General features: G+C 68.5%; 18 protein-coding genes and 1 other RNA gene. 12 read left to right on the forward strand and 7 right to left on the reverse strand.

Going from position 1 to position 16,595, the window contains the following annotated elements; all coding sequences use genetic code 11:
• Nucleotides 1–239: 239 nt before the first annotated feature.
• From hisN to AB0I19_RS27355, 7 genes are all read left to right on the forward strand, one after another.
• Nucleotides 240–1,025 (forward strand): histidinol-phosphatase, encoded by a 786-nt coding sequence (gene hisN / locus AB0I19_RS27325; protein WP_357152508.1) that lies wholly within the window; start codon nt 240–242, stop codon nt 1,023–1,025.
• A gap of 97 nt (nt 1,026–1,122) precedes the next feature.
• A complete protein-coding gene (gene recQ, locus AB0I19_RS27330; RefSeq protein ID WP_067491759.1) occupies nt 1,123–3,114 on the forward strand; it encodes a DNA helicase RecQ in 1,992 nt (663 codons plus the stop codon).
• 50 nt (nt 3,115–3,164) lie between these two features.
• Complete coding sequence (locus tag AB0I19_RS27335; RefSeq protein ID WP_357152510.1) at nt 3,165–3,398, forward strand: hypothetical protein; 234 nt, start codon at nt 3,165–3,167, stop codon at nt 3,396–3,398.
• A gap of 170 nt (nt 3,399–3,568) precedes the next feature.
• Nucleotides 3,569–4,186 carry a YdcF family protein gene (locus AB0I19_RS27340; protein WP_357152512.1) on the forward strand — a complete coding sequence of 206 codons (618 nt, stop codon included), beginning with the start codon at nt 3,569–3,571 and terminating at the stop codon, nt 4,184–4,186.
• A gap of 125 nt (nt 4,187–4,311) precedes the next feature.
• Nucleotides 4,312–5,250 (forward strand): acyl-ACP desaturase, encoded by a 939-nt coding sequence (locus AB0I19_RS27345; RefSeq protein ID WP_067491765.1) that lies wholly within the window; start codon nt 4,312–4,314, stop codon nt 5,248–5,250.
• A 48-nt stretch (nt 5,251–5,298) separates the two neighbouring features.
• Nucleotides 5,299–5,772: an SsrA-binding protein SmpB gene (gene smpB, locus AB0I19_RS27350; RefSeq protein ID WP_357152515.1), complete on the forward strand. Its 474-nt coding sequence runs from the start codon at nt 5,299–5,301 to the stop codon at nt 5,770–5,772.
• A complete protein-coding gene (locus AB0I19_RS27355) occupies nt 5,769–6,632 on the forward strand; it encodes an EamA family transporter (protein WP_357152518.1) in 864 nt (287 codons plus the stop codon). The genes smpB and AB0I19_RS27355 overlap by 4 nt, the downstream gene beginning before the upstream one ends.
• Before the next feature lie 3 nt (nt 6,633–6,635).
• Here the strand turns inward: AB0I19_RS27355 and AB0I19_RS27360 are convergent, their stop codons facing one another.
• On the reverse strand, nt 6,636–7,934 hold the full coding sequence (locus AB0I19_RS27360) for an ABC transporter substrate-binding protein (protein WP_357152520.1): 1,299 nt from the start codon (nt 7,932–7,934) through the stop codon (nt 6,636–6,638).
• Nucleotides 7,935–8,145: 211 nt separating this feature from the next.
• Here AB0I19_RS27360 and ssrA point away from each other — a divergent pair.
• Nucleotides 8,146–8,517, forward strand: a transfer-messenger RNA (tmRNA) gene (gene ssrA / locus AB0I19_RS27365).
• 44 nt (nt 8,518–8,561) lie between these two features.
• Here the strand turns inward: ssrA and AB0I19_RS27370 are convergent.
• Nucleotides 8,562–8,747, reverse strand: a complete 186-nt coding sequence (locus AB0I19_RS27370) for a DUF5302 domain-containing protein (RefSeq protein ID WP_067491771.1) — start codon at nt 8,745–8,747, stop codon at nt 8,562–8,564.
• 86 nt (nt 8,748–8,833) lie between these two features.
• Between AB0I19_RS27370 and AB0I19_RS27375 the strand changes: the two genes are divergently transcribed.
• Nucleotides 8,834–9,715 carry a hypothetical protein gene (locus tag AB0I19_RS27375; protein WP_067491773.1) on the forward strand — a complete coding sequence of 294 codons (882 nt, stop codon included), beginning with the start codon at nt 8,834–8,836 and terminating at the stop codon, nt 9,713–9,715.
• Here the strand turns inward: AB0I19_RS27375 and AB0I19_RS27380 are convergent.
• Nucleotides 9,693–10,517 (reverse strand): DUF1266 domain-containing protein, encoded by an 825-nt coding sequence (locus AB0I19_RS27380; protein ID WP_067637175.1) that lies wholly within the window; start codon nt 10,515–10,517, stop codon nt 9,693–9,695. The genes AB0I19_RS27375 and AB0I19_RS27380 overlap by 23 nt on opposite strands.
• 139 nt (nt 10,518–10,656) lie before the next feature.
• Here AB0I19_RS27380 and AB0I19_RS27385 point away from each other — a divergent pair, with 139 nt between their 5' ends.
• Together AB0I19_RS27385 and AB0I19_RS27390 are read left to right on the forward strand one after the other, a co-directional pair.
• Nucleotides 10,657–11,343, forward strand: coding sequence for a helix-turn-helix domain-containing protein (locus AB0I19_RS27385; RefSeq protein ID WP_357152525.1), 687 nt, complete (start codon nt 10,657–10,659; stop codon nt 11,341–11,343).
• A 113-nt stretch (nt 11,344–11,456) separates the two neighbouring features.
• The gene (locus AB0I19_RS27390; RefSeq protein ID WP_357152527.1) at nt 11,457–11,945 is read left to right on the forward strand and encodes an NUDIX domain-containing protein; all 489 of its coding nucleotides are present in this window, start codon (nt 11,457–11,459) and stop codon (nt 11,943–11,945) included.
• Here AB0I19_RS27390 and AB0I19_RS27395 read toward each other — a convergent pair.
• From AB0I19_RS27395 to AB0I19_RS27410, 4 genes are all read right to left on the reverse strand, one after another.
• Nucleotides 11,921–12,319, reverse strand: coding sequence for a VOC family protein (locus AB0I19_RS27395; RefSeq protein WP_067637168.1), 399 nt, complete (start codon nt 12,317–12,319; stop codon nt 11,921–11,923). The genes AB0I19_RS27390 and AB0I19_RS27395 overlap by 25 nt on opposite strands.
• Nucleotides 12,320–12,370: 51 nt before the next feature.
• On the reverse strand, nt 12,371–12,784 hold the full coding sequence (locus tag AB0I19_RS27400; protein WP_357152530.1) for an arsenate reductase ArsC: 414 nt from the start codon (nt 12,782–12,784) through the stop codon (nt 12,371–12,373).
• Nucleotides 12,785–12,900: 116 nt separating this feature from the next.
• The gene (locus AB0I19_RS27405; RefSeq protein WP_357152533.1) at nt 12,901–14,202 is read right to left on the reverse strand and encodes a D-arabinono-1,4-lactone oxidase; all 1,302 of its coding nucleotides are present in this window, start codon (nt 14,200–14,202) and stop codon (nt 12,901–12,903) included.
• Between the two features lie 52 nt (nt 14,203–14,254).
• Nucleotides 14,255–14,932 carry a TetR/AcrR family transcriptional regulator gene (locus AB0I19_RS27410; RefSeq protein ID WP_067491786.1) on the reverse strand — a complete coding sequence of 226 codons (678 nt, stop codon included), beginning with the start codon at nt 14,930–14,932 and terminating at the stop codon, nt 14,255–14,257.
• A gap of 130 nt (nt 14,933–15,062) precedes the next feature.
• On the opposite strand from AB0I19_RS27410, the gene AB0I19_RS27415 reads away from it, so the two are divergent.
• Nucleotides 15,063–16,568, forward strand: coding sequence for an MFS transporter (locus AB0I19_RS27415; RefSeq protein WP_356986576.1), 1,506 nt, complete (start codon nt 15,063–15,065; stop codon nt 16,566–16,568).
• The last annotated feature ends 27 nt before the right edge of the window (nt 16,569–16,595 follow it).

Consider the following 16,595-nt stretch of genomic DNA (forward strand, 5'->3'; position numbering starts at 1 on the left):
CGCGGTTGGTGGTGGACTCGGGTGGTGCCGCGTGGGTTGGGAGTGCGGTTGGTGGTGGAGTCGGGTGGTGCCGCGTGGGTTGGGAGTGCGGTTGGTGGTGGAGTCGGGTGGTGCCGCGTGGGTTGGGAGTGCGGTTGGTCGCGGAGTCGGGTGGTGCCACGTGGGCTGGGAGTGCCGTTGGTGGCGGACTGGGGGAATCCCATTCGAGTTGCTGGTGTGGCTCGCCATAAACTCCCCTCGTGGCTGCCTACTCCGCTGACCTGGACCTTGCTCTTCGATTGGCTGATGAGGCCGACGCCATCTCCAAGGAGCGCTTCGGCGCTGTGGACCTGAAAGTCGACTCGAAACCGGACCTCACTCCCGTCTCGGATGCCGACCTCGCGGTGGAGCGGGTGATCCGTCGGGTGCTGAGTGCCGAACGCCCGGACGATGCTGTTCTCGGTGAGGAGTTCGGCGGTGATGCCGAGTTCACCGGCAGGCAGTGGGTGGTCGACCCGATCGACGGGACCAAGAACTTCGTTCGTGGTGTTCCTGTGTGGGCCAGCCTGATCGCCCTGCTCGAGGACGGTGTTCCGGTGGTCGGGGTGGTCAGCGCCCCGGCGCTCGGTCGGCGCTGGTGGGCGGCGGCGGGGTCGGGGGCGTGGGCTCAGGTTCATCCTGGTGCTCCGAAACCCATCACGGTGTCGGCGGTGGGCGAGCTGGATTCGGCGAGCTTGGCGTTCTCCTCGCTGTCGGGCTGGCACGAGCGGGGGCTGCGGGAGAAGTTCGTCGACCTCACCGACGAGGTGTGGCGGGTCCGGGGGTACGGCGACTTCTTCAACTATTGCCTGGTGGCCGAGGGGGCTGTGGATATCGCTGCCGAACCGGAGGTCTCGTTGTGGGACCTGGCTGCCCTCGACATCCTGGTTCGCGAGGCGGGCGGCACGTTCACCTCCCTGGACGGGCGCCCGGGCCCGCACGGCGGCGACGCGGTGGCGACCAATGGTCCCCTGCACTCCGAGGTCCTTGCCCGTTTGCGGGCGTGAGAGGCGAGTTATCCACATGTGAGCAGATCCCGGTCACGACCGTGATCGGGGTCGGCGGAGGGGCCGCGGTCCCGGCGCTCGCTCGTAGGATGGCCCGGTGAGCAATTCCGGCGCCACAGCCCCCGACGACTTCCCCCCGGAAGACTTCCCGCCCGACGACCCCTACTCGTCGGGCGGCGGTTACGTCTCCGAACACGATTTCGACGACACCGGCGGCTTCCACTTCGACGACCTCGCCCCCGCCACCCCGGGCCGGGCGGCGGCCCCCGCACGCGGTGAGACGGCAGACGAGGTCTTACGCCGGGTCTTCGGCTACGACAGCTTCCGTGGCGACCAGGCCGCCATCGTCGAACAGGTCATCGGTGGCGGTGACGCACTCGTCCTGATGCCGACCGGCGGCGGCAAATCCCTGTGCTACCAGGTGCCCTCGCTGGTCCGCCCGGGTGTCGGCGTCGTCGTCTCACCGCTGATCGCCCTCATGCAGGACCAGGTCGACGCGCTGAGTGCCCTCGGGGTGCGGGCCGGGTTCCTCAACTCCACCCAGTCGCCCGATCAGCGCCGCACGGTGGAGGCGCAGTTCGTGACGGGCGAGCTGGACCTGCTGTATCTGGCGCCGGAACGCCTGCGCCTGGAATCCACGCTGCGGCTGCTCGATCGCGGCACGGTCGCCCTGTTCGCCATCGACGAGGCGCACTGCGTGTCGCAGTGGGGCCACGATTTCCGGCCGGACTATCTCGCGCTGTCGCTACTGCACGAACGCTGGCCCGACGTTCCGCGCATCGCGCTCACCGCCACCGCCACGGCGAAGACCGCCGCCGAGATCGTCGAACGACTCGATCTGGGTGAGGCGAAGCAGTTCGTCGCCAGCTTCGACCGGCCCAACATCCAGTACCGGATCGAGGGCAAGAACCGCCCCGACCGGCAGCTGCTCGAGTTCATCCGTACCGAGCATCCCGGCGACGCGGGCATCGTCTACTGCCTCTCGCGCAATTCGGTGGAGAAGACCGCCGCCATGCTCAACGAGAACGGTGTGCGGGCGGTGCCGTACCACGCGGGTCTGGACAACCGGGTGCGCGCGGAGAACCAGGCTCGGTTTTTGCGCGAGGACGGGCTGGTGGTGGTGGCGACCATCGCCTTCGGCATGGGTATCGACAAACCCGACGTGCGGTTCGTCGCCCACCTCGACCTGCCGAAGTCGGTGGAGGGCTACTACCAGGAGACGGGACGCGCGGGCCGCGACGGTCTGCCGTCGACGGCGTGGATGGTCTACGGGCTGGCCGATGTGGTGCAGCAGCGCAAGATGATCGACTCGAGCGAAGGCGACGCCGCCCACCGCAGGCAACTGCAACTGCACCTGGACGCCATGCTCGCCCTGTGCGAGACCGTCAATTGCCGACGCGCGCAACTGCTGAACTATTTCGGTCAACAGCCCACCGGACAGGGCTGCGGCAACTGCGATGTATGCCTGAACCCACCCGAAACCTGGGACGGCACCGTCCCCGCGCAGAAACTGCTCTCCACGGTGCTGCGGCTCAAACGCGAACGCGGACAAGCCTTCGGCGCCGGTCACCTCGTCGACATCCTGCTCGGCAAGACCAACCCGAAGATCACCCAGCACCGCCACAACGAACTCACCGTGTTCGGTATCGGCACCGACCTGCGTGACACCGAATGGCGCGGGGTGGTCCGTCAACTGCTGGCCGGCGGTTTCCTCGCGGTACAGGGCGAATACGGCGTCCTTGCCCTCACCGACGCGGGCAACGAGGTGCTCTTCGAGGGCCGCAAGGTGGCGTTGCGTCGCGAACCCGAACGCCCCACCCGGCCCGCGCGCGCCCCCAAGGCGGCGAAGGCCGCGGCCGACCTGCCCGCCGCCGATGTGCCACTGTTCGAACGCCTTCGGGCTTGGCGCGCGGCCACCGCCAAGGAGCAGGGTGTGCCCGCCTACGTGGTGTTCCACGACGCGACTTTGCGCGAGATCGCGGCCCGCAAACCGGGCGACCTCGCCGCTCTCGGCACCGTCGCCGGGGTCGGCGAGAACAAACTGGCCCGGTACGGGGAGGGGGTGCTGGCCACGCTGGCGGGCGACTAGCGGGAAGGGAACTCGCGACGGATCAGGGGGTGCCGCGTTAGTGTCGATTCATGGCCAATGGTGAAGGCTCCGAGTCGGAGACGTCGGGTGGGTCGAGCTCGGGTGGCGCGGATGCCCCCGCGCCGATGCCGCATCGGCATATCGACCCGGCGGTCGCACCGTCCTTGCTCGGCGGCCACCACCGCCCGGTGCACCGGGGCAGGCCGCGCTGGTCGACGGTGGCACTCGTCCTCGTCTTCGCGTCCGCGCTCGCCCTCTATCTGCTGTTGCGTCCGGGTGGCTGACCCGGCGGAGACCGTAATGTTTGTGATGGCGCGGACCAGCATCGCCCACCACGCCCTTGTGAATTCCGGTAGCCGCACGTCATAGCCCTTCCTGCGCCGCCTGCCACGGCGCACCGTTGGCCTCCTCGACCGATCGAACGGTGATCGGTCCGCGCAAGGAGGCGACGGCCATGGTCTGGACCAAGTGGGCGATCCGAGGGGTGTGCACGGCCCTCACCGCAACCGGATTCGTCTGTGCCGCAGCACAATCGGTGTCGGCGGAACCGGCGGTGGTCACTGTGATCCAGGATCTGCGCCGGATCGTCGCGCCCACCGTGCCGGGTACCTACGGCGGCGACACAGCGGTGGTCATCCTCGGGTACGGACTCACTCCGGAGGGCACCATGCGCGACGAACTGCTGCGCCGGTTGCGGACCGGCTACGTGCAGGCGGTGTTCGCGCCGTGGTCGCCGATCATCGTCACCGGCGGCAACCCGCAGGCGGGTCGCAGCGAGGCCGACGCCATGGCGAGCTGGCTCGAGGACACGGGTATCGACCCCGCCCGCATCCTGCGCGAGCCACACGCCGACTCCACCATCGGCAATGCCGACCACACCGCCGCCCTGATGAGCGAGCACAACCTGACCTCGGCCGTCCTCGTCACCTCCGCCGACCACGTCACCCGGGCGCGAGCCGCCTTCGACGCGGCCGGGGTCACCGTGGTCGGCGAACTGACGCCCGACACCGCCCCCTGGCCCCACCTACCGCTGAGCATCGACCAGTTCGGCCCCATGCTGCCCGCGGACTAGCCGACGGTGCGGCCCACTGTGATCGCACACAGTATTCCGCGACTGTGCCGACGCCCGTCACGACCTGGGCCGATCGTAGGGGCACGGACTCCGAGTCCTCTCCCGCAACTTCGAGGTGACACCAGATGCAGCTCCACCTGTCCGACCGCGACATCCTCGCCGAGCTCGAATCGACGGCCGAGGACAACCTCAACGACCACCTGGCCAAGGCCAAGGACTGGAATCCGCACGACTACGTGCCGTGGGACGAGGGTCGCAACTTCGCCGCCATGGGTGGAATCGATTGGGAACCGGGGCAATCCAAGCTCAGCGAAGTGGCGCGGGCGGCCATGATCACCAATCTGCTCACCGAGGACAACCTGCCCTCCTATCACCGTGAACTGGCCGACACCTTCGGCCTCGACAATGCCTGGGGCACCTGGGTCGGGCGCTGGACAGCCGAGGAGAACCGGCACGGCATCGTCATGCGCGACTACCTCGTGGTGACCCGCGCGGTCGACCCGGTCGCCCTGGAACAGGCACGGATGGCGCACATGACCGCCGGTATCGCCAAGCCGGAGAAGGGTTCCCAGTTCCTGCGCGGCGTCGCCTACGTCACCTTCCAGGAACTGGCCACCCGCATCAGCCACCGCAATACCGGCACCCTGTGCGGCGACCCGATCGCCGACCGGATGCTCGCGCGCATCGCCGCCGACGAGAACCTGCACATGATCTTCTACCGCAAACTGTGCGGCGCCGCCCTCGACCTCACCCCCGACGCCGCCATGGCCGCGATCACCGATGTCATCCTGCGCTTCCAGATGCCCGGCCTGAACCAGCCCAACTTCCGCCGCAACGCGGTCCTGCTCGCCAAGCACGGCGTCTACGACCTGCGCCAGCACCTCGACACCGTACTGAAGCCGGTCCTGCGCACCTGGCGGATCTTCGAACGCTCCGACTTCGGCCCCGAGGGCGAACGCGCCCGCGACGAACTGCACGCCTATCTCACCGATCTCGAGGTCAAGGCCGCCCGCTTCGAGGAACAACGCGACCGCGCACTGGCAAGGGCCGCCGCCCGCGCCTGATCCGGCCATGGAATAAACCGCTGGCGCCGTCACTTACAGTTGACCGTTATGAAGGAGAAAGGCCGGAAGGTCATCGCGACCAACCGCAAGGCCCGACACAACTACACGATCCTCGACACCTACGAGGCGGGGATCGCGCTGGTCGGCACCGAGGTGAAGAGCCTGCGCGAGGGCAAGGCCTCGCTCGTCGACGCCTTCGCGACGGTCGACCACGGCGAGGTGTGGCTTCGTGGCCTGCACATCCCCGAGTTCAGCCACGGCACCTGGACCAACCACGCGCCCCGGCGCACCCGCAAGCTGCTGCTGCACAAGCGTGAGATCGAGCACCTGGTCGGCAAGTCCCGCGAGGGCAACCAGACGCTGGTGCCCCTGTCGATGTACTTCTCCGACGGCAAGGTGAAGGTGGAGCTGGCTCTGGCCAAGGGTAAGCAGGACTACGACAAGCGCCAGGATCTGGCTCGCCGCCAGGCCGAGCGTGAGGTCACCCGCGAGATCGGTCGGCGGGTCAAAGGCATGCGTTGATCTCCGTCGTCCTCGCCCTGATCGCGGCGGCGGGTTACGGAGTCAGCGACTTCTTCGGCGGCATCGCGGCCCGCAGAGTCACCGCTCTGCGGGTCGTCGTCGTCTCGTATCCGTGGTCGGTGCTGCTGGTCCTGCTGATCGCACCGCTGGTCGGCGGTCATCCCGACACCGCGTCGATGCTGTGGGGGCTGGCCGCCGGTGTGGCGAGCGGGCTCGCGGTGTGGTGGTTCTACGCCGCGCTCGCCGACGGGCCGATGGCGGTGGTCTCCCCGGTCACGGCGGTATTGGTGGCCGGTATTCCGGTGATCGCCGGCTTCTTCCTCGGTGAGCGCCCGGGCCCGGCCGCGATCGCCGGTATCGCGCTCGCGCTCGTCGCGGTGGTGCTGGTGAGCCGTGAGGCACCCGACGAGACCACCGAGGAGATCATCGGCGGACGGCAACTGCGCTTCTCCCGTCGCGTCGCCCTGCTGACCGTCGGTTCCGGCGCCGCGTTCGGGTTCGCCTTCTTCTTCCTGCACGAAACCGACCCGTCCGCCGGGCTGTGGCCGCTGCTCGGCCAGCGCGGCGCCGCGACGGCGGTGGTGTGGATCTGCGCTCTGGCCGCCGGTCAGTTCGCTGGCCTGCACGGTGAACCGCTGCGGTTGGCGTTGTGGATCGGCGTGCTCGACGTGATCGCCAACGCCGCCCTGCTCTACGCCTTCCACGGGGCGATGCTGTCGGTGGTCAGCGTGATCGGTTCGCTGTACCCGGCGGCGACCGTGCTGCTGGCGATGGTGCTGCTCGGCGAACGAATCAGCCGCACCCAGAAATTCGGGCTGGTACTCGCGCTCGCGGCGGTCGCGATGATCGCCGCGGGCTGAGACCTACAACCGGGTGCAGGGCTCGTGCAGCCCGAGCCTGGGCAGCGTCGAACCCTGGTAGCCGACCGCGATCGGCCGCGCACCCATCGGCGCGCTGTCGTCGGGCTGGAACACCACGGTCCACTCCTTGCTCAGGTCGGGCGCGTCCGCACCGACCGGATGGATGGCGACGATGCCTTCCCCGTCGGGTTTGAGCCCCTCGGCGGCCCGCCGCAGCCCCTCCCGGGTGAGCTCGCCGCGCTCCGCCGCCTCGGTGAGCAACGCCCTGAGCGGGTAGGAGATGGCCCAACCCAGCGAATATCCGAAGTTGGACGGTTCGTGATCGGTCGCCTCACGTGCCTTCTGCGCGCCGACGCTGTCGCCCGCCCAGCTGTCGACGGGAGTCATGTAGTTGTAGCGGGCGGCGAGCGCCGGGGCGGCGGCGGTCTGGTGCAGTGCGGCGTTCCAGGTGGGCAGCGAACCGAGGAACCTGCCGGTGAATCCCGCGCGCACCAGCTTGCCCACGATTTCGGCCGTTTCGGCGGGGCCGGTGGCCAGCATCACCAGATCGGGGTTGGCGGCGAGCACCTCCTGCACCGGTCCGTCCTGATTGCCCACCTCACCGTTGGGTCCGGTGTCGATGCGGTCGGCGATGGTCGCGCCGTTCGCGAGCGCCCACTTCAGCGCGCCGCTGGCGTAGTCGCCGCCGTAATTGCCCCGGTAGGACACCACCGCGATATTCGTCGGCGCGTAGTGGTTCTCGGCGAACCAGTCCAGGCCCATCACCGCTTCGGTGCAGTAGGAGTAGCCCGCGCTGAGCACCAGGTTGCGGTCGGCGCTGCGGTAGTTCCAGCCCGACCACTGGGTGGCGGCGGTGCTCACCATGTTGTCGGCGTCCATCTGGTTGAGCATCGCGATGGTCTGCGAAGTGCCGAAACTCATCGCGAGGGCGAGCACATTCGGTTCGATCTCGGCGTAGCCGGCACGATGCCTGCCCGGGTCGAGGGAGGTGTTGCGGCTGTGGGTGGTGATGTCGACGTCGTAGCCACCGATCCCACCCGACTCGTTGACCTGGTTCCAGAACGCGAGCTGACCCTCGTTCATCGACGAACCGAGCGCCGAGAACGGGCCGTCGGCCAGGTCCGAGAGCACTCCGAGGTACAGGCAGCCGCGATCGGGGTGCGCGGAACCCGGACAGGGTTGACTGCTCACGCCGGGAGCCTGTTCCGACTCACCGGCCGAACACGCCGCGGCGAGCACCAGTCCGGCAACAGCCGGAATCACCGCGACCCGGCGCAGCCCACGCCGACGGGGGAATGCCATCAATCAACTCCTTGGTCCAGCCGCCCAGGCGATCTCGCTTCTCCCGGTTCGACCGATCGAGAACGATACTCGCCCCCACCGACTGTGCCGGACCAATTGGCCGGTTCGCTACCAGGTCACCACGACGCCACCCCGCGCTGGCAGAAATAAGGGGAAGAAACCCGGAAGCACGGGTGTTAATATGACTAGCCCGCAAGGTGCGGGCACGTACGGGGCTGAACGGTTTCGACTGCGTACGTTGATTCAGGGGAAGCGTGTCGGTGCAGGCAAGAGACCACCGTAAGCGTCGTTGCAACCAATTAAGCGCCGATTCCAATCAGCGCGACTACGCTCTCGCTGCCTAAGTAGCGAAGCGTGTCTGTCAGTCCGGGTTCGTCCCTCGACCCGGGTACTGGCATCAGCTAGAGGGAATCACCGTCCAGGTCGGTCGCGGATCTGGGCGGGACATCGAACAGCGACTGGGATCGTCATCCGAGCTTGTTCGCGAGACCCGGAGATCCGAGTAGAGACATAGCGAACTGCACACGGAGAAGCCCTGAAGACGCGGCGGAGGACCCGGGTTCGATTCCCGGCAGCTCCACTCGAGGCCCCTCACCTGACGCGCAGGTGAGGGGCTTTTTCATGGGATCAGCCGCCCGCGCGGCGGCGGAACGTGCGCTTTCCACCGGCAGCCGCGGAGGTGCCGCGCAGCTTGGCTTCGTTCTGGGCGGCGCCGGCCACGGAGGCGTTGCCGTTCTTGCGTTCCAGGGCTTCGCGGAACTTGCGTTTGGTCGCCTCGGTGGGTGACTCGGTCGGGTTTTCGTCTTCGGACATGGGGTAAGCCTGCCATCTGTGTGAGGGCGTTGTTACCAGCTCGGTACGATCCAGCCAGGCGGGGGCCGGGCAGGAGGGACGCGGGCGTGATCGAGGTATGGGGTGCGCGGGTCGCGGTGCGGTACGCGGACGGGCGCTTGGTGACGACGCCGCTGCGGGCCGACAACGAGATCGCCCTCGACGTCGGTGTGGCCGAACTCGCGCGGATCGCCCTGGCGACCACCGAGGACGGGCAGATGGCGTTGCTGCTGTTCTTCCGGTCGGCGGAGTTCGTGGTCGGTGGTGAAGCGACGCAACGGCATCCGGTTCCGGTGTTCCTGGAGACGGGGTTGCGTGAGCAGGCCCAGGTGCTGGTTCGCGCGGTCGAACGCGATCTCGTCGGTCTGCGCCGGGTGTTCCCGCCACGTCCGAGTCTTGTTCCGCCGCGCCCGCTTCTCGGCCCGAACGGCCCGCGACGACCCGATGTCGGTGCGGCGGCGGCCCGCATGCGGCACGCGGGCAACTGCGCCCGCGAGATCGATACCCTGCACGCCGCCGCCCGCCCGGACGAGTACGTCCTCGAGCTGGCGCAGGCCGGGCACGAGGGCGCGCCGGGCCTGCTCGTGATCACCACCCTGCGGTTGCTGTTCGTTTCCGCGTGGGCGATGTACGAGTTCCCGGTGTCCGTACTCACCGGCGCCTCGGTGCGGTCGGGCGCGGAAAACATGGTGACGCTGCGGATTTCGGGTGCGGGCACCGATCTGGACTTCCACGACTGGACCGCGACCGACTTCGAGCGGATGGCCGAGGCGATCCGCTTGGCCTGCGAGATCGAGCACGTCGACGGATCGATCGCGCCGTCGCTGCCGTCGTCGGCCGACCTGTTCGGCGAGTGGCAACTGCTGGTGGAGCGGCGCAAACTCGGGATGGTCGCCGACGAACCGTTCCGGCGTCAGGCGGTCGGCATCATGCTGACCATGCCGGGCTGAACACCGGCGCCCCCGCGTGCAGCGCCACCCGCCGCCAGGGACTCGACGGACGGAGGTGCAGACCCGCGATCATCCGGCGCCGTTCCGCCACTTGGCTTTTCGCGGCCGAAAGATCCTGGGTGGCGGCCCAGAAGATGGCTCCGGTGAGGAAGCCGTCGCCGAACTGACGCCAGTTGCGATAATGCTGACGTGCCCGGTCGAGCCCGGTGAGCATGTGTTCGAAGGCCTCGTCCTCGGTGAGATAGCCGGCGGTACACGAGGCACGGGCGATGAACACCAGCCGCGCCAGATCCCAGGCGGTGGCGTCGTTCTGCAGCGGTGCGGGCAGGTTGTCGGTGATGCCGAGTTTGATGGCCTGCAACCAGGCGTCGTAGTCCCGGTCGATACCGGCCGGACCCCGGTAGCCACGGAAACCCGAGAGCGTGTGCAGGAATTCGCGGTGCTCGTCGGCCAGCCCCGACCGGTCGACCCGCCCGGTGTCGGTGGCCGCGGCGACGGCGAGCGGGTGGACGAGTTCGAACAGCGGCGCGTGCATGCCCGCCAGCAGCCGGCGGATGGTGTCGCGCGCGTCCTCGGCGTGGTCGACGCCCCACGATTCGTGCAGGCCCTCGATCGCGGTCTCACGGCGCGTGGCGGAACTGCCGGGCTCCTCCGGTAGGAAGGCGACACTGTCGCAGTAGGCGCCCCAGCTTCGCCCGTAGTAGGCGCCGACGGCCAGCGCGCGGATCCGGTCGTCGTCGAGCGCCGCGCCCGACCACACGTCGGGTTCGGGGTCGATATCCGCGCCGGGAAACCCCGCCACGCGCGGTCGCCCGTGCACTGAGCCTGCCGATTGCATCCAGCCACCCCTCCGCCGAGCCGAACGTTGTGTTGCCAGATCTTACGGACGGGCGGCCTCCGGCGGAACCGAGTGTGTCGGTGCGCGGTACTACCGTCGGGGGATGGGCTACCGGGAACGTCGGTCACGGGTCGATCGCGCGGTGGTCTGGCAACGCACCGGCGGCGGCGCGGACCAGGCCAGCGTGTTCCCCGACGGCTGCATGGACTTGATCTGGACCGAGGGCACCCTGATGGTGGCGGGCCCGGACAGCCGTGCCGCACGGGTGCGTGCCGGTGCCGCCGAATTCGTCGGCGTCCGGTTCGCCCCGGGTGCCGCACCGGCTGTGCTCGGCGTGCCCGCCGTAGAACTGCTCGACCAGCGCGTCGAACTCGACACGATCGTGCCCGCCGCCACCGCCCGCGCACTGCTCGATCGGGTCGACAACGCGCCCGACCGCGTTGTGGCTCTCGAATCCGTTGCCGTCGACCTCGCGGCCGCAGCGCCCTCACCGGACCCGCTGCTCACCGGAATCGCCGAGGCTATGGCCGCGGGCGAATCGGTCGCCCACACCGCTGCCCGCGCGGGACTGTCGGCACGCATGCTGCACCGCCGCTCGCTCGTGGCATTCGGTTACGGCCCCAAGATGTTGGCGAGGATTCTTCGATTTCAACGCGCACTGGAAACCATCCGCGCGGGGACTCCGGCCGCCGAGACAGCGGCCCTGCACGGCTACGCCGACCAGGCACATCTTTCCCGGGAGGTCCGTGACCTGGGCGGATGTACGGTGCGCAGCCTGCAACCCGGCTGAGCGTGCCCGGAAAGTCTCATTCGGCTCAGCTGCGATACGAAGTTATGCTCACTGTGCACGCCCCGTCGCATGTGCCAGGCCCAGTCCGAACCACGACGAGAGGATGTGACCCGATGATCGACGAATCCGTGTTCACCACGCTGCGTATCGAGGCCGAACGAGACGAAGTACGCCGACTTGTCGTCGGTGCCGTCGTCGTGCGCCACGACCGGGTACTCATCCTGCGCCGACGACGATCCGACTTCCTCAGCGGACGGTGGGAGTTGCCGAGCGGTGTCGTCGAGCACGGCGAGGCGCTCGACGACGCCCTCGCCCGTGAGGTTGCCGAGGAGACGGGTCTCGAGGTCACCGGCATCACCGACTACCTGGGCGACTTCGACTATCTGTCCGGCAACGGCGCGCGCACCAGACAGTTCACCTTCGTCGTCGACGTCGCCACCACCGGACCCGTGCAACTCACCGAGCACGACGCTCACCTGTGGACCAAGCTGGACGGCGAACCGCCGGTCAGCGACGAGGTCCGCGAGGTGCTCGGCCGGTATCGGCGGCGCCTGCGCGACCCGCACGGCTGGTCGACCTATCCGCTGGGCAACGGCGCGTAGAGGTCGACACCGTGCCCGTCGGGGTCGGCGAGCACGGCGTAGCGCTGGCCCCAGAAGGCGTCCCACGGCGCGAGTTCACCGTGGTATCCGGCGCCGACCAGCTCCTTGTACAGCGAGTCGACCTCGGCCGGATCGGCGCAGCGGAACGCGAGGCTGCTCCGGCCGGGGCCGCTGGGTGGTTGCCAACCGGGGGTGAACGAGGCGACCGTCGCCTCGGTGTCCAGCAGCAGCCGCATCCCACCGGACAGGGGAGCCTCGGCGTGCCCCTCGGTCTCACACCCCTCGGGGAAGTTCAGGCCGAGCGCACGGTAGAAGGCCACCGAGGCGGCCATGTCGGACACGATGATCGAGATGGCGTCGAGCTGAGGAGTCATGTCCGGCAGCGTATTCGGCGCGAAGGCCGGTCGTCTTGAACGAATCGGACATCAACGCGCGGGCACGGGCACCAGTTCGGCGATGAGGTTGCCGATCAGGATCTGCAGATGATCGCGGACCCCGCGCACGACCTCGATCGGTTGCCCGGCCGGATCCGACAGCACCCAGTCGCGATAGCTGATGCCGGGGAAATACGGGCACACCTCGCCGCAACCCATGGTCACCACCACGTCGGACAGCCCGACGACATCGTCGGTGAGCGGCTTGGGCCGTTCACCGGAGATGTCGATCCCGATCTCGGCCATCGCCGCCACCGCGACGGGATTCAGTTCGTCGGCGGGCTGGCTGCCCGCGGTGCGGACCTCGATGCGATCGCCTGCCATGGCGCGCAGGAAGCCCGCCGCCATCTGTGATCGGCCCGCATTGTGGACGCAGACGAACAACACGCAGGGTGTGTGGGCCATGGTCGCCCTTTCGGTGCAGGGGCGAAGTGCTTGTGGCGCTTCGGATATCACCGCCATCATCGCATCAACCCGCGCGTGTGTGGGCGCGGCTACGGTGTTGTCCTGCGGTGTCCGCCTCAGTCGAGCGAACCGAGCACTCGGTTCACATAGTCGTTGGCGAACACCCCGGTGGGGTCGAGGCGTTTGCGCACGGCCGCGAACCGATCCCAGTCGGGATAGCGTCCGCGCAGCGTCTCGGCGGTCTGGAAATGGTGTTTGCCCCAGTGCGGACGACCGTCGAACCGGTCGAAGACCGCTTCGCAGGCGCGCAGGTACGGTTCCCATTCCATGCCCTGGTACTGATGCACCGCGATGTAGCAGGTGTCGCGCCCGCTCGCGGGGGAGAGGAAGGCGTCGTCGGGTGCCACCCAGCGCACCTCGATCGGCATGGGAGTACCGAATTTCTTTGCCAGCGTGATCATCTCGCGAACGGCTTCGGCCGCGTGCGCGCGCGGGACCGCGTATTCCATCTCGTTGAACCGCACCAGGCGCGGTGTGGCGAACACACGGTAGGAGCGGTCGCGCTGACGGTTGTTGCTGCCCGCGACGGTGGCGACGCGATGGATCAGCGGAACGGTCGCGGGAACGCGGCGACCCACCCGGCACAGGCCGTCGTAGAGATAGTTGGACAGCAGGATGTCGTTGACCCACTCGCTCAGCGCGCCGCGCGGCTGCTCGGGTTTGTCGGTGCGGTTGAGCGCCTTGGTCATCACCACGGAGCTGTGCGCGAAGGCGAAGAACTCGAAATGGTCGTTCCCGTCGACGAATTCGTCGAGATCGGCGAGGACGTCGGCCAGCGGCAGCGGCCGTTCCACGCCTTCGAGCACGAACGACGGCTCGAGCTGCAGGGTCGCCTCGGTGACGATGCCGAGCGCGCCGATGCTCACCCGCGCCGCGCGCCACCCCTCGGGATCGGTCTCCTCGTTCAGCTCGACCACGTTGCCGTCGGCGCACAGCACCTGCACCGAGTGCAGCGCCGCCGAGATGTTGCGTAGCCGCGCGCCGGTGCCGTGGGTCGCGGTGGCGGTGGCGCCCGCGACGGTCTGGGTGTCGATGTCGCCCAGGTTGGGGAAGGCCAGTCCGTGCTCGTGCAACAGCGGGCTCGCCGCGTTGAGCGTCAGCCCGGCCTGCACGCGCGCGCGGCCGGTCGAGGTGTCGACGTCGAGCACCTTGTTCATGGCGCCGAGGTCGACGAGGGTGCCGTCGGTGAGCACGGCGTCGGTGAACGAGTGGCCCGAACCGGCGACACGCACCGTCCGGCCCCACGCCGCGGATTCGGTGACGATCCCGGCGAGTTCATCGACGTCACGCGGCGTCGCGACGACGGCGGGTGCGCAGCGCTGCTCGCCAGCCCAGTTCACCCAGGTGTTCTTGGTCATGTGTCCAACTGTAGAGGACCAAGTGTGACCCGCGCTACTGAGGGAACGAAAATCAGCGGCGACGACCCAGGCAGGCGGCCGATTTGGCCTGCTCCACCTCGGCGTCGGTGAGCGGCGGGGCGAGCAGCGGCCTGCGCGGCACGGCGTCGGTGCGCACGCCGTTCAGCGCCACGGCCATGTACCGCTGCCACACGTCGGGATTGACCGGCGCGGCGAACTCCATGAACGAGTTGACCATGTGGATCAGCGCGAAGAAGTCGGTGGTGGTGATGTCGGGATGCACCGCGCCCGCGTCGCGCGCCCGGTCGACGATGGCCGCCACCGACGGGCGGATCCGCTCGCGCATCTCGGCGAACCGGGTCGGGTCCTCTTCGAGTTCGAGCACCACCTCGCCGAAGCCGCGGTTGGTCGCCAGGTGCTTGCAGGCGTGTTCGAAGAACTCGACGAGTGCCAGCCACGGGTCCGGGTTGCGGGTCGCGGCGTCGGCCGCGTCGGCGAAGTCGACCATGTTCTGCTCGAATACCTCGACGATGAGTGCCCGCTTGTTGGCGAAGCGCCGGTAGACCGTGCCGACGCCGACGCCCGCGCGCTCGGCCACGTCGTCGAGGGTGATTTCCAGGCCGTGTTCGGCGAAGAGTTCCCTGGCTGCGACCACGATGCGCTGCTGATTGCGGGCGGCATCGGCGCGCAGCCTGCGGGGCGCTGCGGCAGTCGTCGTGGCGTGATTCACAGGTGCATCCTACTCATTGCCGGATTAAGTGGAGGTGGTTTCTCCGTTACTCTGGTAGCTTCGACTGAAGCGGAGGGTATATCTCCGATTATGCCACCGAAACTACCGACCTAGACCTGCAAGGGGAGTCATGACCACCACACTCGACAAGGGGACGAGTCCCGCGTCCGGTGCGGACACCGGGAACCGGCGAGGCTCACACGCGTTGCGCTGGTGGGTGCTCGCGGTCCTCGGTATCGCGCAGCTGATGGTCGTGCTCGATGCGACGATCGTGAACATCGCGCTGCCTGCCGCCCAGGCCGACCTCGGCTTCGGCGACGCCGACCGCCAATGGGTCATCACCGGCTACGCGCTGGCCTTCGGCAGCCTGCTGCTGCTCGGCGGCCGCCTCAGCGACCTGTTCGGCCGCCGCAACACCTTCATCGTCGGTCTCGTCGGCTTCGCGGTCGCCTCCGCCATCGGCGGCGCCGCCAACAGCTTCGAGATGCTGGTCGCCGCCCGCGTCGGCCAGGGCGTGTTCGGCGCACTGCTCGCGCCCGCCGCCCTCTCGCTGCTGACCGTCACCTTCACCGAACCCGGTGAACGCGCGAAGGCGTTCGGCATCTTCGGTGCCGTCGCCGGTGCCGGCGGCGCGATCGGCCTGCTGCTCGGCGGCGCGCTCACCGAGTGGGCGTCGTGGCGCTGGGCGATGTATGTGAACCTGATCTTCGCCGCCGTCGCGCTGGTGGGTGCGGTGCTGTTGCTGGCCAAGCATGTGAACGCCAGCTCGCGGCCCAAGCTCGACTGGCCCGGCACCATCACCGTCACCGCGGCGCTGTTCGGCATCGTCTACGGTTTCTCGCACGCCGAATCCCACGGCTGGAGCGACCCGACCACGCTGGCGTTCCTGATCGGCGGCGCCGTGCTGCTCGCGGTGTTCGTCTGGATCGAGACCCGCGTCGCGCACCCGCTGCTGCCGCTGCGCATCGTCACCGACCGCACCCGTGCCGGTTCCTACCTGACCGTGTTCATCATGGGCATCGGCATGTTCGCGATCTTCCTGTTCCTGACGTTCTACATGCAGCTGTCGCTGCAGTACTCGCCGATCATGACCGGTGTGGCGTTCATGCCGATGGTGTTCGGCATGGTTGCCTCGTCCACCACCGCGCCCTCGTTCCTGCTGCCCAAGGTCGGGCCGAAGGTCGTCATCAGCGGCGGCTTCCTGGTCGCCGCGGCGGGCATGGTGTGGCTCACCTTCATCGGTCTCGACAGCAGCTATGTCACCCACATCCTGCCCGCGCTCGTCCTGCTCGGCCTTGGCCTCGGTGGCGCCATGTCGGTGGCGTTCCAGGGCTCGACGGCAGGCGTGCAGCACGACGACGCCGGTGTCGCCTCGGCGATGGTGAACACCAGCCAGCAGGTCGGCGGTTCCATCGGCACCGCGCTGCTCAGCACCATCGCGGCCTCGGCGATGACCGACTACGTGTCCGCGCACGAGCCCGGTCCACTGACCATGGCCCAGGGCGCGATCGAGAGCTACACCACCAGCTTCTGGTGGGCGGCGGCCACTTTCGTGCTCGGCGCGATCGTGATCGGTGTGCTCATGCCGAACAAGGTGCCCGCCCCCGCCGAGGGCGAGATGGTGCTCGCGCACTGATCCACCTGTCGTAAACCGATGGCCCGG

The sequence above is a fragment of the Nocardia sp. NPDC050413 genome, from assembly GCF_040655475.1.
Classification (GTDB): Bacteria; Actinomycetota; Actinomycetes; order Mycobacteriales; family Mycobacteriaceae; genus Nocardia; species Nocardia coubleae.

Bases quoted from the DNA above. Each gene is read 5' to 3' on its own strand.
- smpB (WP_357152515.1), top strand. From the start codon at position 5,299: ATGAAGGAGAAAGGCCGGAAGGTCATCGCGACCAACCGCAAGGCCCGA.
- AB0I19_RS27405 (WP_357152533.1), bottom strand. From the start codon at position 14,202: ATGACCAAGAACACCTGGGTGAACTGGGCTGGCGAGCAGCGCTGCGCA.
- AB0I19_RS27370 (WP_067491771.1), bottom strand. From the start codon at position 8,747: ATGTCCGAAGACGAAAACCCGACCGAGTCACCCACCGAGGCGACCAAA.
- AB0I19_RS27345 (WP_067491765.1), top strand. From the start codon at position 4,312: ATGCAGCTCCACCTGTCCGACCGCGACATCCTCGCCGAGCTCGAATCG.
- AB0I19_RS27395 (WP_067637168.1), bottom strand. From the start codon at position 12,319: ATGACTCCTCAGCTCGACGCCATCTCGATCATCGTGTCCGACATGGCC.
- AB0I19_RS27340 (WP_357152512.1), top strand. From the start codon at position 3,569: ATGGTCTGGACCAAGTGGGCGATCCGAGGGGTGTGCACGGCCCTCACC.
- AB0I19_RS27400 (WP_357152530.1), bottom strand. From the start codon at position 12,784: ATGGCCCACACACCCTGCGTGTTGTTCGTCTGCGTCCACAATGCGGGC.
- AB0I19_RS27390 (WP_357152527.1), top strand. From the start codon at position 11,457: ATGATCGACGAATCCGTGTTCACCACGCTGCGTATCGAGGCCGAACGA.
- AB0I19_RS27415 (WP_356986576.1), top strand. From the start codon at position 15,063: ATGACCACCACACTCGACAAGGGGACGAGTCCCGCGTCCGGTGCGGAC.
- AB0I19_RS27385 (WP_357152525.1), top strand. From the start codon at position 10,657: ATGGGCTACCGGGAACGTCGGTCACGGGTCGATCGCGCGGTGGTCTGG.
- AB0I19_RS27360 (WP_357152520.1), bottom strand. From the start codon at position 7,934: ATGGCATTCCCCCGTCGGCGTGGGCTGCGCCGGGTCGCGGTGATTCCG.
- AB0I19_RS27335 (WP_357152510.1), top strand. From the start codon at position 3,165: ATGGCCAATGGTGAAGGCTCCGAGTCGGAGACGTCGGGTGGGTCGAGC.